Origin of the sequence: Nocardioides marmoriginsengisoli (assembly GCF_003725695.1) — a bacterium.
Classification (GTDB): Bacteria; Actinomycetota; Actinomycetes; order Propionibacteriales; family Nocardioidaceae; genus Marmoricola; species Marmoricola marmoriginsengisoli.
This window is the reverse complement of record NZ_RJSE01000009.1, coordinates 430,949-445,104: the sequence shown is the minus strand read 5'-3', so window position 1 is coordinate 445,104 and position 14,156 is coordinate 430,949. Positions and strand designations below refer to the sequence as shown.

Genomic DNA, 14,156 nt, shown 5'->3' with positions numbered 1-14,156 from the left:
CCCTGGAGTCCCCCACAGTGAGTGCCAGCACGCCGCGGTCACGCCCGTCCCAAGGCCAGAAGCGCACCGGTTCCGCCGGCGGCACCTCCCGCCGTTCCGGCTCGGGCTCGAAGGGCAGGTCCCGGAGCAGCAAGGCCAAGCCGACTCCCAAGGAGCGGTTCCGCAAGTACCTGAAGTACGTCCTCATCGCCGGCGTCGTCGGCACCCTGCTGATGGTCTCGATCTTCTACTTCGCCTACCGCCAGACCGAGATCCCGAACCCCAACACGGCGTTCCAGGCGCAGACCACCAACGTGTACTACGCCGACGGCAAGGAGAAGATCGGCCGCTTCGCCACCCAGAACCGTGAGTCGATCAAGCTCTCCGACATCCCGAAGGTGATGCAGGACGCCGTGGTCGCGGCCGAGGACCAGAGCTTCTGGACCAACAAGGGCATCGACCCGAAGGGCATCCTGCGCGCTGCCTTCTCCAACGCCAAGGGCGGGTCGACCCAGGGCGCCTCCACGATCACCCAGCAGTACGTGAAGATCCTGTACCTGACCCAGGAGCGGACCTTCAAGCGGAAGATCAAGGAAGCCTTCCTGTCGCTGAAGATCCAGCAGCAGAAGTCCAAGTCGGAGATCCTCGAGGGCTACCTCAACACCATCTACTTCGGCCGCGGCGCGTACGGCGTCCAGGCGGCCGCGAACGCGTACTTCGGCATCCCGGCCAAGCGCCTCAACGCCTCCCAGGCGGCGATGCTGGCCTCGATCCTGAACTCGCCGAACTACCTGAGCCCGGACCGGAACGAGTCGGCCCGGGCCGCGCTCCTGAACCGGTACGACTACGTCGTCGGCGCGATGGTCGACTACGGCGCGATCAGCAGCAGCGACGCGTCGAAGATCTCCGGGCGGCTGCCGAAGCTGCGGAAGCCGGCGGCCAGCAACAGCCTCGGCGGGCAGACCGGCTTCATGCTCGACATGGTCAAGGACGAGCTGCTCAAGGCCGGCTTCGACGACGCCGAGATCGAGGCCGGCGGCCTCCGGGTCACCACCACGTTCACCCAGAAGGCGATGGACGCGGCCAAGGACGCGGTCGACCAGGAGCGTCCCGAGGGCCTCTCCGACAAGCAGCTGCACGCTGCGACCGCCTCGGTCGACGTGAAGACCGGCGCGCTGCTGGGCTTCTACTCCGGTCAGGACTACCTGCGCAGCCAGCTGAACTGGGCGGCCCGCGGCGGTCTGCCCGGCTCGACCTTCAAGGCGTTCGCGGTGGCGGCCGGCATCAAGGACGGCTTCAGCCTCAAGGACACCTTCGACGGCAACTCGCCGTACAAGTTCCCCAGCGGCCTGGAGTTCGGCAACCAAGGTGAGGGCCGCGGCCGGAGCTACGGCCGGATCAACTTGCTGACCGCGACCGAGAAGTCGGTCAACACCGCCTTCATCGACATGACCCAGGCGATGGACAACGGGCCGCAGAAGATCGTCGACATGGCGAACGCCCTCGGCATCCCCAAGAACGCTCCGGGTCTCGACGCCAACGCCGGTGTCGCGCTCGGTTCGGCGACGATCAGCCCGATCAACATGGCGAACTCCTACGCCACGATCGCCAACGGCGGGTTGCACCACGACACCTACGTGATCTCCAAGGTGACCCGGGCCAGCGACGGCGAGGTGCTCTACACCGCGCCGAAGAAATCCAACCGCGCCCTCGACGAGGACATCGCCGCGGACGTGAGCTACGCGCTGCAGAAGGTGGTCAGCAGCGGAACCGGTACCGACGCGCGGCAGATCAACCGCCCGGCGGCCGGCAAGACCGGCACCGCGACCAACGACGACGGCGACGTGATCTCGTCCTGGTTCGTCGGCTACACGCCGCAGGTCGCCACCGCGGTGATGTACGTGCGCGGCACCGGCGTGAAGCCGCTCAACGGCTACATGCCCAGCTTCTACGGCGGTGACTACCCGACCGAGACCTGGGCCGCGCTGATGGGGATGCTGATGGACGGCGTCGAGGAGGAGGGCTTCCCGCCGCCGGCGAACGTCGACGGTGAGGCGCCGTCGAACGGTCACGCCCCGGCTCCGACCAAGAAGCCCAAGCCGCCGAAGCCGACCAACACCGTGCTGCCGACGATCAAGCCGACGCCCACCCCGACGCCGACTCCGACGCCGACGCCCACCCCGACGCCCACCCCGACCGAGCCGACTCCCACCTGCGGGCTCCTGCTGCAGCCTCCCTGCCCCGAAGAGTGAGCCAGCCCAGCCGGGAGGACGGTGTCGTCGAGGCCTTGAGCGAGGTCATCGGCGGGCCGGTGGGCGACCATGCCCGGCCGGGGTCGTGGTGGACGCCGGTGCGGGTCCTGCTGGCCGTCTTCACGGTGGTCTTCTCGCTGAGCCTGGTGCAGAAGTACCCGTGCGGGAAGACCGACTGGTCCAACGAGAACGTCCGCTACGGGAAGATGTGCTACTCCGACGTCCCGTACCTGTACACCGGTCGCGGCTTCGCCGAGAAGCGCTGGCCGTACGGCGAGAGCGACGACCGGTACGACGCGATGGAGTACCCGGTCGTCATCTCCTACTTCGCGTGGGCCGCTGCCCAGGTGACCGGCCTGATGCCGTCGGGCCCGTCGCAGGAGGTTCGCGCCGACAGCACCACCGACGCGCTCTGGGGCCTGCCCGGGATGGTGAAGGAGGTCAACACCTACTTCCTGGTGACGGCGGTGCTCCTCTTCGTCTTCGGACTCGGCTCGGTCTACTTCCTGGCCGGTGCCAGTCCGGGGCGGCCCTGGGACGCGATGGGGCTGGCGCTCTCGCCGGTGCTGCTGGTCAGCGCCCTCGTCAACTGGGACCTGCTCGCGGTGTTCTTCACCGCCGCCGCGCTCTGGGCCTGGGCGCGGCACAAGCCCGGGCTCGCAGGGGTGATGGTCGGCATCGGCTTCGCCACCAAGCTCTATCCGGTCTTCCTGCTCGGAGCCTTCCTGATCGACGCGATCCGCCGGCGCCGCCCGGACCGGATCGCGATCGCGGCGGGAGCAGCGGGTGCGGCCTGGTTCCTGGTCAACCTGCCGGCGCTGCTCGGCAACTCGACCGCCTGGAAGCTCTTCTGGTCGTTCAACTCCGACCGCGGGGCCGACCTCGGGTCGCTCTGGTTGGTCCTGGATCAGCGCGGCGTGCAGGTCGGCCCGCACACGATCAACCTGGTCTCCGGCGTCCTCTTCCTGCTCGCCTGCGGTGCGATCTTCCTGCTCGGGCTGGCCGCCAAGAGCCGTCCGCAGGTCGCGCAGATCGCGTTCCTGGTGGTCGCGGCGTTCCTGATCGTGAACAAGGTCTACTCGCCGCAGTACGTGCTCTGGCTGCTGCCGCTCGCGGCCCTCGCCCGGCCGCGCTGGCGCGACCTGCTGATCTGGCAGGCCTGCGAGCTCGTCTACTTCGGCGCGGTCTGGCTCTACCTCGGCGGCTGGCTGGCACCGGCGTCGGGGACCACCTCGACGGCCTACCACGTCGCGATCGTGGTCCGGGTGCTCGGCGAGCTCTACCTGGTGGCGCTGATCGTGCGCGACATCTGGCAGGCGGAACCGGACCTGGCGGACCTGGACGAGCTGGCCGACGAAGCCGAGCTAGGAGATCTCGACCGCGTCGAAGGTCGTCGCGGTGAACCGGACCCGGACGTCGACGGTGTCGCCGATCTCGGGCACCGGCGCCTCTGAGGGCAGGAACAGCATCGACGCCTGCATGTGCGGCGGCTCGGCGAAGTAGCGGCTCTTCCCGGCGACGGTGAACGGCGACTTGGAGAGCCCGAGTGCGTCGAGGCCCCCGCGCGCGAGCGTGCTGACCCGCGCCCGGGCACTGCTCTCGCCGGTGGGTGACTCCAGGCCGATGCCGTGCGCGGTGCCGCCGGAGACGATCAGGATCGTCCCGGAGCGGGCCAGGGTGCGGCCGCGGTAGCCGAAGACCTCGCCGCGCTCGACCGGGTGGCTGTCCAGCACGTGCGCGCTGACCCGCAGCGCACCGCGGTCGCCGAGCCAGAGTTCGGTGCCGATCCGCTGCCGGAACCGGATCTCGGGGTAGCGGGTGGTCAGGGTGGCGACGTCGTTCGTGCTCAGGTGCGAGACCCAGACGGCCGGTGCCGTGCCGGCGGCGAGTCCGGCCGCGACGACCTCGGTCATCAGCGTCTCGACCTCGGCGAGGTTGCCGCCGGCCGGACCGAGCGGCAGGTGCAACGAGGCGCCCTCGACCCGGACCCGCTGGCCGGCTTCGGAGCGCACTGCCTCGCGGAGACCCCGCGGGGTGAAGCCGTGCCGCTTCATCGAGGTGATCAGCTCCAGCACGACGCGGGGGCGGTCACCGGTCGCGGCCAGCGCCTCCAGGTCCTCGAGCCGGTCGACGGTGTGGATCAGCCGACGCCGGTCGACGTCGGCGGGAAGCGGCTCGAACGCGCGCCACGGCGTCAGCACCAGCAGGTCGCCGTCGTACCGGTTCGCGACCTCGGTCAGCTCGCTCGGGGTGCCGACCGCCACCACGTCGGCGCCGAGCCAGCCGGACTTGCGGGCAAGGCGGCCGAGGCCGAAGCCGTAGCCGTTCCCCTTGATCACCGGGACCAGCCCCGGGCGGGCCTCGGCGACGGCGCGCAGGTGGCTGCGCCAGCGGTCGCCGTCCACGTGCAGGACCAGGCTCACCGGGTCACCCCCGTCGCTTCAGGTAGAGCTGAAACGCGCGATAGACCGTGCGGTTCAGCGGAAGGTCCCACTCGCCGGCGTACTCGACGGCCTCGCCGCCGGTGCCGACCTTGAACTGGATCAGGCCGAGGTGCGGGTCGTCGGAGGCCAGCGTCTGGGTGATCCCGCGCAGGTCGTAGACGGTGGCGCCGGTGGCGAGCGAGTCCGTGATCATCCGCCACTGGATCGCGTTCGAACCGCGGACGTCGCGCTTCTCGGTGGAGGAGGCGCCGTAGGAGTACCAGCTGTGCGTGCCGACCCGGATCCAGATCGTCGCGGCGACCAGGTCGTCCTCGTGGGTGGCCAGGTACAGGCGGATCTGGACCTTCCCGGCGCTGCGCTCCTCCTCGTCGGCGAGCGCGTCGTACATCGTCCGGAAGTAGGACAGGCCGCGCGGGGTGAAGTGGTCGCGCTCGGCGGTGTGCCGGTACAGGTCGTGGAACGCGGCGAGGTCCTCGGAGCTGCCGTCGGAGACCCGCACCTCGACGCCGGCCTTGGCGGCTTTCTTGATGTTGCGGCGCCAGAGCTGGTTCATCTGCGCCAGCACCTGCTCCTCGGACTTCGGTCCGTCGGGGCCGCTCAGCGGGATCTGGAAGTTGTACTGCGGCTGCCCGGCCGAGAAGCCGCTCTCGCCGGACTGGCAGAGCCAGCCGGCCTCCCGCAGCTGGGAGACCACGGCGGCACCGACCTGGCTGCGCTCGGTCGGCGGCAACGCGGTCAGCGAGGTGACGGCGTCGTCGGCGATGCCGTCCTTGATCTGGGTGGCGCTCCACCGCCGGGTCACGACCTGGGGCCCGATCCGGATGCCGAACGCGCCCTGCTTCTTCAGGTGGGCAGCCATCGGGTCGAGCCAGGCGGCGATGTCCGGATCCGTCCAGTCGATGACCGGGCCCTCCGGGAGGTAGGCCAGGTAGCGCTTGACCTTGGGCAGCTGCCGGTAGAGCACCAGCGCGACGCCTACCAGCTCGCCGTCGCGCAGCCAGCCGAGCGACTCCGCCTTCCACTCGGTCTTGACCCGGGCCCAGGCCGGAACCTGGAGGAAGCTCGCCGAGTCGCGGGTCTGCAGGAACGCCAGGTGCTCGGCGTCCGTGATCGTCCGGACCTGGAGCTGGGCTCGCGCTGAAGGGGGCTTGGCGGATGGCACGTCCCCGAGCCTAGGCGGTCCGCGAGTCGCGGCGGCACACGCGTCGCTAGGGTCGTGACCATGAGCACCTTCTCCGCCGAGGTCGTCGGCGCCGTCCTGGCGCACATGAACGACGACCACCGCGACGACAGCCTGCGGATCGTCCAGGCCTTCGCCCGTCCCGACGCGACGGCCGCACGGATGACCGGCCTCGACGGCGAGGCCGGCACCTGGCAGGTGACTCTCAGCGGCGCCGAGGAGGAAGTACGGGTCCCGTGGCCGGCGGCACCGATCACCGAGCGCGCTGCGATCCGGCGCGAGGTGGTGGCGTTGCACGACGAGGCGTGCGCGAAGCTGGGGATCGCCCCGCCGGCGCACTAGCTCACGCGGCACCTAGCCGAGCTGGGTGAGCACCTTCGCCCAGGCGGCACTGCTCGGGTCGATCAGCGCGAAGTGGTCGCCCGGCACCTGCACCAGCCCGGCCGCTCCACCTGCGGCGAGATCGGCGTCGACGTAGCTCCGGCTCTGCGAGAGCGGGACGGTGCGGTCGTCCCGGGCGTGCACCGCGACGACCGAGCCGTGCGCGGGCACCAGCTGGATCGGGTCGGCCAGCTGCTGCTCATCCGGGTCGGCCGAGCCGAGGAACGCCGCCACCGCCCCGTTGCCGAGACCGTCGGCGGCCGCGGAGCCCAGGTCGAGGACCCCGGAGAGCGAGATCGTGGTCTCGGCCAGCACCGCCGGCTTCCCGCCAGGGGTTCGTTCGCTGCGGGACGCCGCCCAGACGCCGAGGTGACCACCGGCGGAATGGCCGATCACGGTGACCGGCGCATCGACGTCGATGTGTCGGACGTGGTCGATACCTTGAGCTACATCCTCAAGAGTGGCTGGGTAGCCGCCATCACCACCGACCCGTCGGTACTCCAGGTTCCAGGTGGCATACCCGCGCGTCCGGAGGTCGGCGGCGATCGGCTCCATCAGGTCGGCGCCGTACGAGTCCGTCCAGAAGCCGCCGTGGATCAGCACGACCAGACCGAGCGGCTTCCCGTCGGGCAGGGCGAGGACGCCGTACTGGTCCGGGTGCTTGCCGTAGGCGATCTTGTCGCTGCCGCGCTCGGAGGGCATGAGCGGTGCCTCGGCTTCCCCTTTGCTGCACGCGGCCAGCAGCACCACCCCGGCAGCGCCGACGAGGAACCCGCGCCTGTTCAGAGCCGCGCTCGCAGCCAGGCGAAGTCGTCCTGGTGCTCGGCCGCCCCACCGGGGGTCTCGCAGATCACCGGCGCCCCGGCATCCCGTACGACGGCCGCGAACTCGTCCGGGTCGAGCTGACCGGCGCCGAAGTTGGCGTGCCGGTCGGCGCCGGAGTCGAAGGTGTCCCGGCTGTCGTTGGCGTGCACCAGGTCGATCCGCCCGGTGATCGCGTGCAGCTGCTCGACCGCGTCCGTGAGACTGATCCCGCCGGCCCAGGCGTGGCAGGTGTCGAGGCAGAAGCCGACGTTCTCGGCTCCCTCGGCCTGCTGGATCGCGGCCCACACCGACGCGATCCGGTCGAGCCGCCGCGCCATCGCGTTGTCGCCGCCGGCAGTGTTCTCCAGCAGCAGCGGGATCTTCAGGTCGGTCGCCTCGATCGCCTTCCGCCAGTTGTCGAAGCCCTTGGCCGGGTCGTCGTCCTTGTTCACGTGGCCGCCGTGCACGATCAGACCCTTGGCCCCGATCTCGGCGGCGGCGTCGAGGTGCTGCTGCAGCAGCTTGCGGCTGGGGATCCGGATCCGGTTGTTCGTGGTCGCCACGTTCACGATGTAGGGCGCGTGCACGTAGAGGTCGATCCCCGCGGCTTCGGCGTCCGAGCGCAGTCCGTCGGCCCCGCGGGCGTACGCGATCTCCGGACCCTTGTACCCCTGCGGGTCGCCCAGGAAGAACTGCACCAGCGTGGTGTCGCGTGCCTTCGCCTCGGCGATCGGGTCGGTCTGGTCGACATGGGCGCCGATGGCGAGCTGGGACTGGGAGGTCATGCGCCCAGCCTAGGAGTGACTGCCCCCACAAGACTCACGTCCTCTGGTGGAAGGTGATGGAACCGTCCGGATCTCGACGGTGTTCGTAGTCCTTGTCGTGCATCCGTTGGTGGTGGAAGTGGCAGACCGGCACCGCAGCTGACAGATCGGTGCGACCTCCTCGGGACCAAGGGTTCAGGTGGTGGAGCTCGCACCAGGCGAACGGCCGATCGCAGGCAGCTGCCGCGCAGGTCCGGTGCCGAAGTCCGAGGGCGATGCGCTGGCTTTCACTGAAGAGCCGGGCGGAGCGCCCGAGGTCGAGCGGGATCGATGCGCCGCCGAGCACCACCGGGACGAGCCCGGCGCCGCAAGCGAGTCGGCGGGCTTCGCCGGCACTGAGGTCGGCATCCGTGTCGAGGTGAGCCACCGCCAGGGCCCCTCGCAGGGTCGACTCGTCGAGGGAGACCACGACGGTTGCCGCCGTGCGCGGGTGCAGGTGGTCGGTGGGGAGATGCTCGATCAGCTCGCAGAAGGCAGAACCCCGCGCGCGGTCCCAGTCCGTCCGGAGCCCGACGTCGGTGCCGACCTGGGCCTGGGATGCTCCCAGCCGACCCCGCCGCGGTGCTGTGATCGTCTGGAGCACCTTGCGCAGGAGGTGGCCGTGCAGCCGGGGGACGGTGAAGTGCCCGGTCACGGTGCCGTCTTCGTTGTCGTGCAGCGTGAGGCGGGTCCTGGCCCGGGCGGCGCGCTCCTCGGCGGCGACCAGGTCGTCTTCATGTGCGTCCACGATGCGGTGGTCGGCTTCGATCTCCGCGAGGCCGCGACGCGCAGATCGGCGCAGTGCGCCCGGCGGCATCGTCAGGGCCTTGGCCACGAGAGCCGACTCGACGGTCGTGCGCTGAGCCGCGTCGACGCTCGGCGGTAGCTGGTCGACGGCTCGCACGATCACTGCTGCGTGCGCCGCACTGAGGTGCCCGGCCAGCAGTGCTTCCTGGGTGGCGCTGCGGTGCTCGAGCTGTTGGGAGAGGCGCACCTCGCGGTGCAGCACGACCGGGTCCGAATTGGTCGCACGAGCCGCCCACTGGTCCGTGGTTGCAAGTCCGCTCGAGGTGGCGACCTCTGCGCGGTGCGCGGCGCCGAGCACCCGGAGCTCGACCGCGGCGATCCGGGCCTCCGCCTGCCCGAGCTTCTGCAGCAGCGCCGTCTTCGCCTGGGCGCCGAACTCGTCCGGGTCCAGGTCGGCCAGGCGATCGATGCAGGCATGCAAGGCGGCCACCGGGTCGGTGGTCGTCTCGGGCAGTGCCAGCAAGGTCATGGATTGATCGTCCTTCGAACATCTGTTCGAGTCAAACGAGAATCCACAGGCTAGTCAGAGGCGCTTTCGGGCCGCCACCAGGGCCGCCGTACCCAGTCCGAGCTCGGCGACCAGGTACGCCCAGTACGCCCCGTCGGTCCGGGGCCGGTCGATCCTGAGGGACGCGATCCGGACGACGCCGGCACCGAGCCAGGTGGCGCCCACGGCCCGTTGCGCGCCGGCCGATTCGCTGAGGAGGGCGAACGCTCCGAGCGCGGCGTACGTCCCGCCGAGACCAGCACGGGTCTCGGCGACGCCGCGCGCCGTACCCGCGGTCAGGTCGAGAGCGTCGGAGACTCGTCCGGGTATCGCGATTCCGGCCGCACCGGAGAGCATCAGTGCCAGGCTGCTCAGGTGTCCTGCGTCCATGGGCCCAACCTAGGACGCCGAGCGCGAGCCTTGCGGATTTGAACACGTTCAAATAGTCTTCCCTCATGAGCCCTCGCCCAGCCGAGACCCGTCAGCTGATCCTGGACACCGCGCTGCGCCTCTTCGAGGAGCGCGGGTACGCCGCGACCACGATGCGTGCGATCGCGGCCGAGGCGGGTCTCTCGCCGAGCAACGCCTACTACTGGTTCGCCAACAAGGACGAGCTGGTGCAGGCGTTCTACGTCCGGATCCAGACCGACCACGCCGAGCGGGTGGCGGTGATTCTCGCCGGCGGGTTGCCGCTGACGGACCGGCTGCGCGCGGTGGAGCACGCCTTCCTCGACGTGATCGGCGCGTACCACGGCTTCGGGTCGGCGTTCGTCTCGATCGCGATCGCCCCGGACAGTCCCAGCAGCCCGCTCAGCGAGACCTCGGCGCCGGCCCGCGAGCAGTCGCTGGCGATCTACCGCGAGGTCGTTGCCGGCGCGGCACCGCGGGTGCCGGAAAAGGTCCGCGACCTGCTCCCCGAGCTGCTCTGGCTCTGCCACCTCGGCGTGACGCTGTTCTGGGTGACCGACCGCAGCCCCGGCCAGGAGCGCACCCGCCGGCTGGTCGACGCCACCGTCCCGCTGATCGGCCCGATGCTCCGGGTCGCCCGGCTGCCCTGGGGTGGAGCGGTGGTGGAGCAGGTCCGGACGGCGCTGGCGGTCGCGATGGAGCCGCGGTGAGCCGGGGATTGGCCTGATCCCCCCTGCGCCGGTTACCCTTGCCCGTCGCTCTCTCCCGATGAGAGCGCGGCAACGCTAGCCCTCCTGCCACGGAAACGCCGTGGCCGCCAAGTCCGAAGGAGGTGGAGAACGCTATGCGTAGCTATGAACTCATGGTCATTCTCGACCCGGAGCTCGAAGAGCGGACGGTTGCCCCGTCGCTCGACACCTACCTCAACGTCGTTCGCAACGACGGAGGCACCGTGGACAACGTCGACGTCTGGGGACGTCGCCGCCTTGCCTACGAGATCAACAAGAACGCCGAAGGCATCTACGCCGTCGTGACGCTTCAGGCCGAGCCGGCCACCGTCAAGGAGCTCGACCGTCAGCTCACGCTGAACGAGTCGGTGCTTCGTACTAAGGTCCTTCGACCCGACGCTCACTGAGCCTCGGACCGAAGATCCAGCGCACGAGACCTAGGGAGAAACCATGGCAGGCGAGACCCTCATCACCGTCGTCGGCAACCTGACGGGCGACCCGGAATTGCGCTTCACCCCCTCGGGTGCGGCCGTCGCGAACTTCACGATCGCGTCGACCCCGCGCAACTTCGACAAGCAGACGAACGAGTGGAAGGACGGCGACACGCTGTTCCTCAACTGCTCGATCTGGCGTCAGGCCGCTGAGAACGTCGCCGAGTCGCTGACCCGCGGCATGCGCGTCGTCGCTCAGGGCCGGCTCAAGGCCCGCAGCTACGAGACCCGTGAGGGCGAGAAGCGCACGGTCATGGAGCTCGACGTCGAAGAGGTCGGGCCGAGCATGAAGTACGCGACTGCCAAGGTCACCCGCGCCACCCGCAGCGGTGGCGACGGTGGCGGTTTCTCCGGTGGCGGCGGGGGCGGCAACGACCCCTGGGCCTCCCAGTCCGCTCCGCAGGCGGCCCCCCAGCAGGGCGGCAACTCGTGGGGCGGTCAGCAGGGCGGCGGCGCTCCGCAAGGTGGCAACGGTGGCGGCCAGCCGCCGTCGCAGGACCCGTGGGCCGTGCCCGGCGGGTCCGACGAGCCGCCGTTCTGATCACCAGCACAACTCATCCGTAAGCCAACCATTCCGGCACTGAGCCGGGCTCTACGAAAGGGAGCACCACAATGGCAAAGGCAGTTATTCGCAAGCCGAAGAAGAAGGTTTGCCAGTTCTGCAAGGACAAGGCGTCCGCGATCGACTACAAGGACACCAACCTGCTGCGCAAGTTCATCTCCGACCGCGGCAAGATCCGCGCTCGTCGGGTGACCGGCAACTGCGTGCAGCACCAGCGCGACGTCGCCACGGCCGTCAAGAACGCCCGTGAGGTCGCACTGCTCCCGTACACGTCTACGGCTCGCTGAGAAAGGGGAGTTGACGAGATGAAGCTCATCCTGACGCAGGAAGTCACCGGACTCGGCGCCCCTGGCGACGTGGTCGAGGTCAAGGACGGCTACGGCCGCAACTACCTGATCCCCCGTGGTCTCGGCATCCGCTGGACCAAGGGTGGAGAGAAGACGATCGAATCCATCAAGAAGGCCCGCGACTCGCGCGCGGTTCGCGACGCGGACCACGCTGCCGAGGTCAAGGCCAAGCTCGAGGGCTCGACGTTCCAGGTCAAGGTCCGCGCCGGTGAGGGCGGTCGCCTGTTCGGCGCCGTCACCACCGCTGACATCGCCTCGGCGATCGTCGCCGCGGGTGCCGAGGTCGACAAGCGCACGATCGTGGTCGCGAACCCGATCAAGTCGCTCGGCTCGCACACCGTGACCGTGAAGGTGCACGACGAGGTCGAGGCGAAGGTCAGCCTCAACGTCGTCTCCGCCTGACCGGTCTCGACAAGCTCGACCTCCGGGTCGGCAAGCCGTCCTCCCTACCGGGGAGGGCGGCTTTCGTCGTTCCGGGGCGGGTGGACCTCGAAGGGCCCGGGTCCGCCGAGCCAGGTACGGCGGTGCACCCGGAACAGGTAGTAGATGAACACCCAGGGCACCAGCCCGATCGTGATCAGGGTCGGGTCGACGAGGTCGTCGTTCTGGGTGCCGAAGGCGATGGCCGGCAACAGGATCAGCGCACCGGCCGCCCAGAGGAGTACGCCGAACCTGCCGGCGACGTACCGGTCCGGCGGCTCCTGCTCCAGCCCGGCCGTCCCGATCAGCCGGACCAGGACCAGGCAGAACAACGCCTGCGGCAGGAAGAACGCCCACTTGATCGACGCCTCGGCGACCTGGTCGGCGGGCAGCAGCCGCTCGAAGACCGGCGGGATCCACTGCACGACGCTCACCGCGAATGCCGTCCAGGTCAGCGGGACCAGGGTGCTGACGTCCAGGTGGCCGCGCAGGCCGCGTACCCCGGCGAGGATGAGCAGCCAGCCGAGCGGGTCGGGCAGGGCGTCCCAGACGTAGTCGCCGATCTGGAAGCCGCTGGGGGCGGCCAGCAGCGCCAGCCCCATGGCGATCTTCTGCAACGGCGACATGGCCGTCACCCTACGGTCATCCAGGCGTCGGTCCGCTCCCGCGCCATCAGGACGACGCAGCGCCCGCCCATGAACGCGACCACGAACGCGGCCCAGAGCCAGACCAGGGTGCCCCCGGCGGTGATCGCCAGCCAGGCGAGCGGCGCGAACCCGACCAGCACCAGCAGTCCGGCCTTCGCCAGGTAGCGTCCGTCGCCGGCCCCGATCAGGACGCCGTCCAGGACGAAGACGACCCCGGCTACCGGTTGCCCCAGGGCGGCGATCAGCAGCACCGGCCAGAGCAGGTCCTGGACGGCGCGGTCGGGCGTGAAGAGCGCTCCCACGAACGGAGCCAGGACGGCGAGCCCGACCCCGGTGAGGACGCCGGACCAGACGCCCCAGCGGAGCATCCGGCGGGTGACCGACCTAACCCGGTCGAGGTCGCCGGCCCCGAGGAAACGTCCGGTCAGTGCCTGCGCGGCGATCGCGATCGCGTCCAGCCCGAAGGCGAGGAACGTCCACAGCGTCATCGCGATCTGCATCGCGGCCAGGTCGGCGTCGCCGAAGGAGGTCGCCCCGTAGGTCATCACGAGCAGGCTGGCGCGCAGGGTGATGGTCCGGAGCAGTAGCGGTACGCCGTCGCGGCCGGCTCCGCGGATCCCGCCCAGCCGCGGGAGCAACGGCGTCCGGTGCCGACGGGCGGCCCGGAGGACGACCGCGACCAGCGCCACCGCCGAGCCGACCTGGGCGATCAGGGTGCCCCATGCCGAGCCGGCGATCCCCAGGTCGAGGCCGTAGACGAACCAGACGTTGAGTCCCACGTTGGCGACATTTCCGACGACCGCGACGAGCAACGGGGTCCGAGTGTCCTGGAGCCCGCGCAGGATGCCGGTCGCGGCCAGCATCACCAGCAGCGGGATGACGCCGAGCAGGGCGATCCGGAGGTACTCCAGGGCCTGGGTCGCCACTGGCCCGCTGGGATCGAAGACGTCCACCAGGGTGGTGGCGGACGCCAGGCCGGCCGCCGTGGTCAGCACCCCGATCCCGACAGCGAGCCAGATCCCGTCGATGCCCAGCGTCAGTGCCTCGCGGAGATCGCCGGCGCCGATCCGGCGGGAGACCGCCGCGGTGGTGCCGTAGGCCAGGAAGACGCAGAGGCTGACCAGAGTGCTGAGGACCGCTCCGGCGATACCGAGGCCGGCCAGCTCGGTGGTGCCCAGGTGGCCGACGATGACGGAGTCCGCGAGCAGGAACAGCGGCTCGGCGACCAGTGCGAGGAACGCGGGTACGGCGAGACGCAGGATCTCGCGGTCCTCGGCATGCATGGGCGTCAGCGTAGGTGTCCTCCGCGCGCGATTCCGAACCCACAGCCCCTCGTGAAATCTGTGGGTATCGGGGTTTCGCGGTCATAAGTCGACATGAAGACCGGCCCGTCCCAGATGACGAAACGGTGAACAC

The 14,156-nt window shown here is 70.0% G+C and carries 16 protein-coding genes; 8 read left to right on the top strand and 8 right to left on the bottom strand.

Annotated elements, in window-relative coordinates; translation table 11 throughout:
* Positions 1 to 17 precede the first annotated feature (17 nt).
* Both EFK50_RS20710 and EFK50_RS20705 read left to right on the top strand, forming a co-directional pair.
* On the top strand, positions 18 to 2,231 hold the full coding sequence (locus tag EFK50_RS20710; protein ID WP_123229479.1) for a transglycosylase domain-containing protein: 2,214 nt from the start codon (positions 18 to 20) through the stop codon (positions 2,229 to 2,231).
* Complete coding sequence (locus EFK50_RS20705) at positions 2,228 to 3,685, top strand: glycosyltransferase family 87 protein (protein ID WP_123229478.1); 1,458 nt, start codon at positions 2,228 to 2,230, stop codon at positions 3,683 to 3,685. The genes EFK50_RS20710 and EFK50_RS20705 overlap by 4 nt, the downstream gene beginning before the upstream one ends.
* Here EFK50_RS20705 and EFK50_RS20700 read toward each other — a convergent pair.
* Both EFK50_RS20700 and EFK50_RS20695 read right to left on the bottom strand, forming a co-directional pair.
* A complete protein-coding gene (locus tag EFK50_RS20700; protein ID WP_123229477.1) occupies positions 3,596 to 4,654 on the bottom strand; it encodes an alanine racemase in 1,059 nt (352 codons plus the stop codon). The two genes, EFK50_RS20705 and EFK50_RS20700, sit on opposite strands and share 90 nt — an antisense overlap.
* A 4-nt stretch (positions 4,655 to 4,658) precedes the next feature.
* Positions 4,659 to 5,837, bottom strand: a complete 1,179-nt coding sequence (locus tag EFK50_RS20695) for a lipid II:glycine glycyltransferase FemX (protein ID WP_123229476.1) — start codon at positions 5,835 to 5,837, stop codon at positions 4,659 to 4,661.
* A gap of 60 nt (positions 5,838 to 5,897) precedes the next feature.
* On the opposite strand from EFK50_RS20695, the gene EFK50_RS20690 reads away from it, so the two are divergent.
* Positions 5,898 to 6,197 carry a DUF2470 domain-containing protein gene (locus tag EFK50_RS20690; RefSeq protein WP_123229475.1) on the top strand — a complete coding sequence of 100 codons (300 nt, stop codon included), beginning with the start codon at positions 5,898 to 5,900 and terminating at the stop codon, positions 6,195 to 6,197.
* A gap of 12 nt (positions 6,198 to 6,209) precedes the next feature.
* On the opposite strand, the gene EFK50_RS20685 is transcribed toward EFK50_RS20690, so the two are convergent.
* The 4 genes from EFK50_RS20685 to EFK50_RS20670 form a co-directional block, all read right to left on the bottom strand.
* Positions 6,210 to 6,938 (bottom strand): alpha/beta hydrolase family protein, encoded by a 729-nt coding sequence (locus EFK50_RS20685; RefSeq protein WP_123229614.1) that lies wholly within the window; start codon positions 6,936 to 6,938, stop codon positions 6,210 to 6,212.
* Positions 6,939 to 7,018: 80 nt separating this feature from the next.
* Positions 7,019 to 7,825 (bottom strand): deoxyribonuclease IV, encoded by an 807-nt coding sequence (locus EFK50_RS20680; RefSeq protein ID WP_123229474.1) that lies wholly within the window; start codon positions 7,823 to 7,825, stop codon positions 7,019 to 7,021.
* A 34-nt stretch (positions 7,826 to 7,859) separates the two neighbouring features.
* On the bottom strand, positions 7,860 to 9,119 hold the full coding sequence (locus EFK50_RS20675; RefSeq protein WP_123229473.1) for an HNH endonuclease signature motif containing protein: 1,260 nt from the start codon (positions 9,117 to 9,119) through the stop codon (positions 7,860 to 7,862).
* 54 nt (positions 9,120 to 9,173) lie between these two features.
* Complete coding sequence (locus EFK50_RS20670) at positions 9,174 to 9,527, bottom strand: hypothetical protein (RefSeq protein WP_123229472.1); 354 nt, start codon at positions 9,525 to 9,527, stop codon at positions 9,174 to 9,176.
* A gap of 65 nt (positions 9,528 to 9,592) precedes the next feature.
* Here EFK50_RS20670 and EFK50_RS20665 point away from each other — a divergent pair, with 65 nt between their 5' ends.
* The 5 genes from EFK50_RS20665 (at position 9,593) to rplI (ending at position 12,075) form a co-directional block, all read left to right on the top strand.
* On the top strand, positions 9,593 to 10,255 hold the full coding sequence (locus tag EFK50_RS20665; RefSeq protein ID WP_123229471.1) for a TetR/AcrR family transcriptional regulator: 663 nt from the start codon (positions 9,593 to 9,595) through the stop codon (positions 10,253 to 10,255).
* A gap of 134 nt (positions 10,256 to 10,389) precedes the next feature.
* Positions 10,390 to 10,680, top strand: a complete 291-nt coding sequence (gene rpsF / locus EFK50_RS20660; RefSeq protein WP_123229470.1) for a 30S ribosomal protein S6 — start codon at positions 10,390 to 10,392, stop codon at positions 10,678 to 10,680.
* 43 nt (positions 10,681 to 10,723) lie between these two features.
* Positions 10,724 to 11,305, top strand: coding sequence for a single-stranded DNA-binding protein (locus EFK50_RS20655; protein WP_123229469.1), 582 nt, complete (start codon positions 10,724 to 10,726; stop codon positions 11,303 to 11,305).
* Between the two features lie 71 nt (positions 11,306 to 11,376).
* Positions 11,377 to 11,613: a 30S ribosomal protein S18 gene (rpsR, locus tag EFK50_RS20650; RefSeq protein WP_123229468.1), complete on the top strand. Its 237-nt coding sequence runs from the start codon at positions 11,377 to 11,379 to the stop codon at positions 11,611 to 11,613.
* Between the two features lie 18 nt (positions 11,614 to 11,631).
* Positions 11,632 to 12,075, top strand: a complete 444-nt coding sequence (gene rplI, locus EFK50_RS20645) for a 50S ribosomal protein L9 (protein WP_123229467.1) — start codon at positions 11,632 to 11,634, stop codon at positions 12,073 to 12,075.
* A gap of 44 nt (positions 12,076 to 12,119) precedes the next feature.
* Here rplI and EFK50_RS20640 read toward each other — a convergent pair whose 3' ends face one another.
* Both EFK50_RS20640 and EFK50_RS20635 read right to left on the bottom strand, forming a co-directional pair.
* Positions 12,120 to 12,719 (bottom strand): hypothetical protein, encoded by a 600-nt coding sequence (locus tag EFK50_RS20640; protein ID WP_123229466.1) that lies wholly within the window; start codon positions 12,717 to 12,719, stop codon positions 12,120 to 12,122.
* A 5-nt stretch (positions 12,720 to 12,724) separates the two neighbouring features.
* Entirely contained in the window at positions 12,725 to 14,023 is a 1,299-nt protein-coding gene (locus EFK50_RS20635; RefSeq protein WP_123229465.1) for an MATE family efflux transporter, read from the bottom strand.
* Positions 14,024 to 14,156: the final 133 nt, after the last annotated feature.

Excerpts from the sequence above, each read along its gene's own strand:
- EFK50_RS20690 (WP_123229475.1), top strand. The coding sequence starts at position 5,898 with ATGAGCACCTTCTCCGCCGAGGTCGTCGGCGCCGTCCTGGCGCACATG.
- EFK50_RS20685 (WP_123229614.1), bottom strand. The coding sequence starts at position 6,938 with ATGCCCTCCGAGCGCGGCAGCGACAAGATCGCCTACGGCAAGCACCCG.
- EFK50_RS20680 (WP_123229474.1), bottom strand. The coding sequence starts at position 7,825 with ATGACCTCCCAGTCCCAGCTCGCCATCGGCGCCCATGTCGACCAGACC.
- EFK50_RS20675 (WP_123229473.1), bottom strand. The coding sequence starts at position 9,119 with ATGACCTTGCTGGCACTGCCCGAGACGACCACCGACCCGGTGGCCGCC.
- EFK50_RS20670 (WP_123229472.1), bottom strand. The coding sequence starts at position 9,527 with ATGGACGCAGGACACCTGAGCAGCCTGGCACTGATGCTCTCCGGTGCG.
- EFK50_RS20665 (WP_123229471.1), top strand. The coding sequence starts at position 9,593 with ATGAGCCCTCGCCCAGCCGAGACCCGTCAGCTGATCCTGGACACCGCG.
- rpsF (WP_123229470.1), top strand. The coding sequence starts at position 10,390 with ATGCGTAGCTATGAACTCATGGTCATTCTCGACCCGGAGCTCGAAGAG.
- EFK50_RS20655 (WP_123229469.1), top strand. The coding sequence starts at position 10,724 with ATGGCAGGCGAGACCCTCATCACCGTCGTCGGCAACCTGACGGGCGAC.
- rpsR (WP_123229468.1), top strand. The coding sequence starts at position 11,377 with ATGGCAAAGGCAGTTATTCGCAAGCCGAAGAAGAAGGTTTGCCAGTTC.
- rplI (WP_123229467.1), top strand. The coding sequence starts at position 11,632 with ATGAAGCTCATCCTGACGCAGGAAGTCACCGGACTCGGCGCCCCTGGC.
- EFK50_RS20640 (WP_123229466.1), bottom strand. The coding sequence starts at position 12,719 with ATGTCGCCGTTGCAGAAGATCGCCATGGGGCTGGCGCTGCTGGCCGCC.
- EFK50_RS20635 (WP_123229465.1), bottom strand. The coding sequence starts at position 14,023 with ATGCATGCCGAGGACCGCGAGATCCTGCGTCTCGCCGTACCCGCGTTC.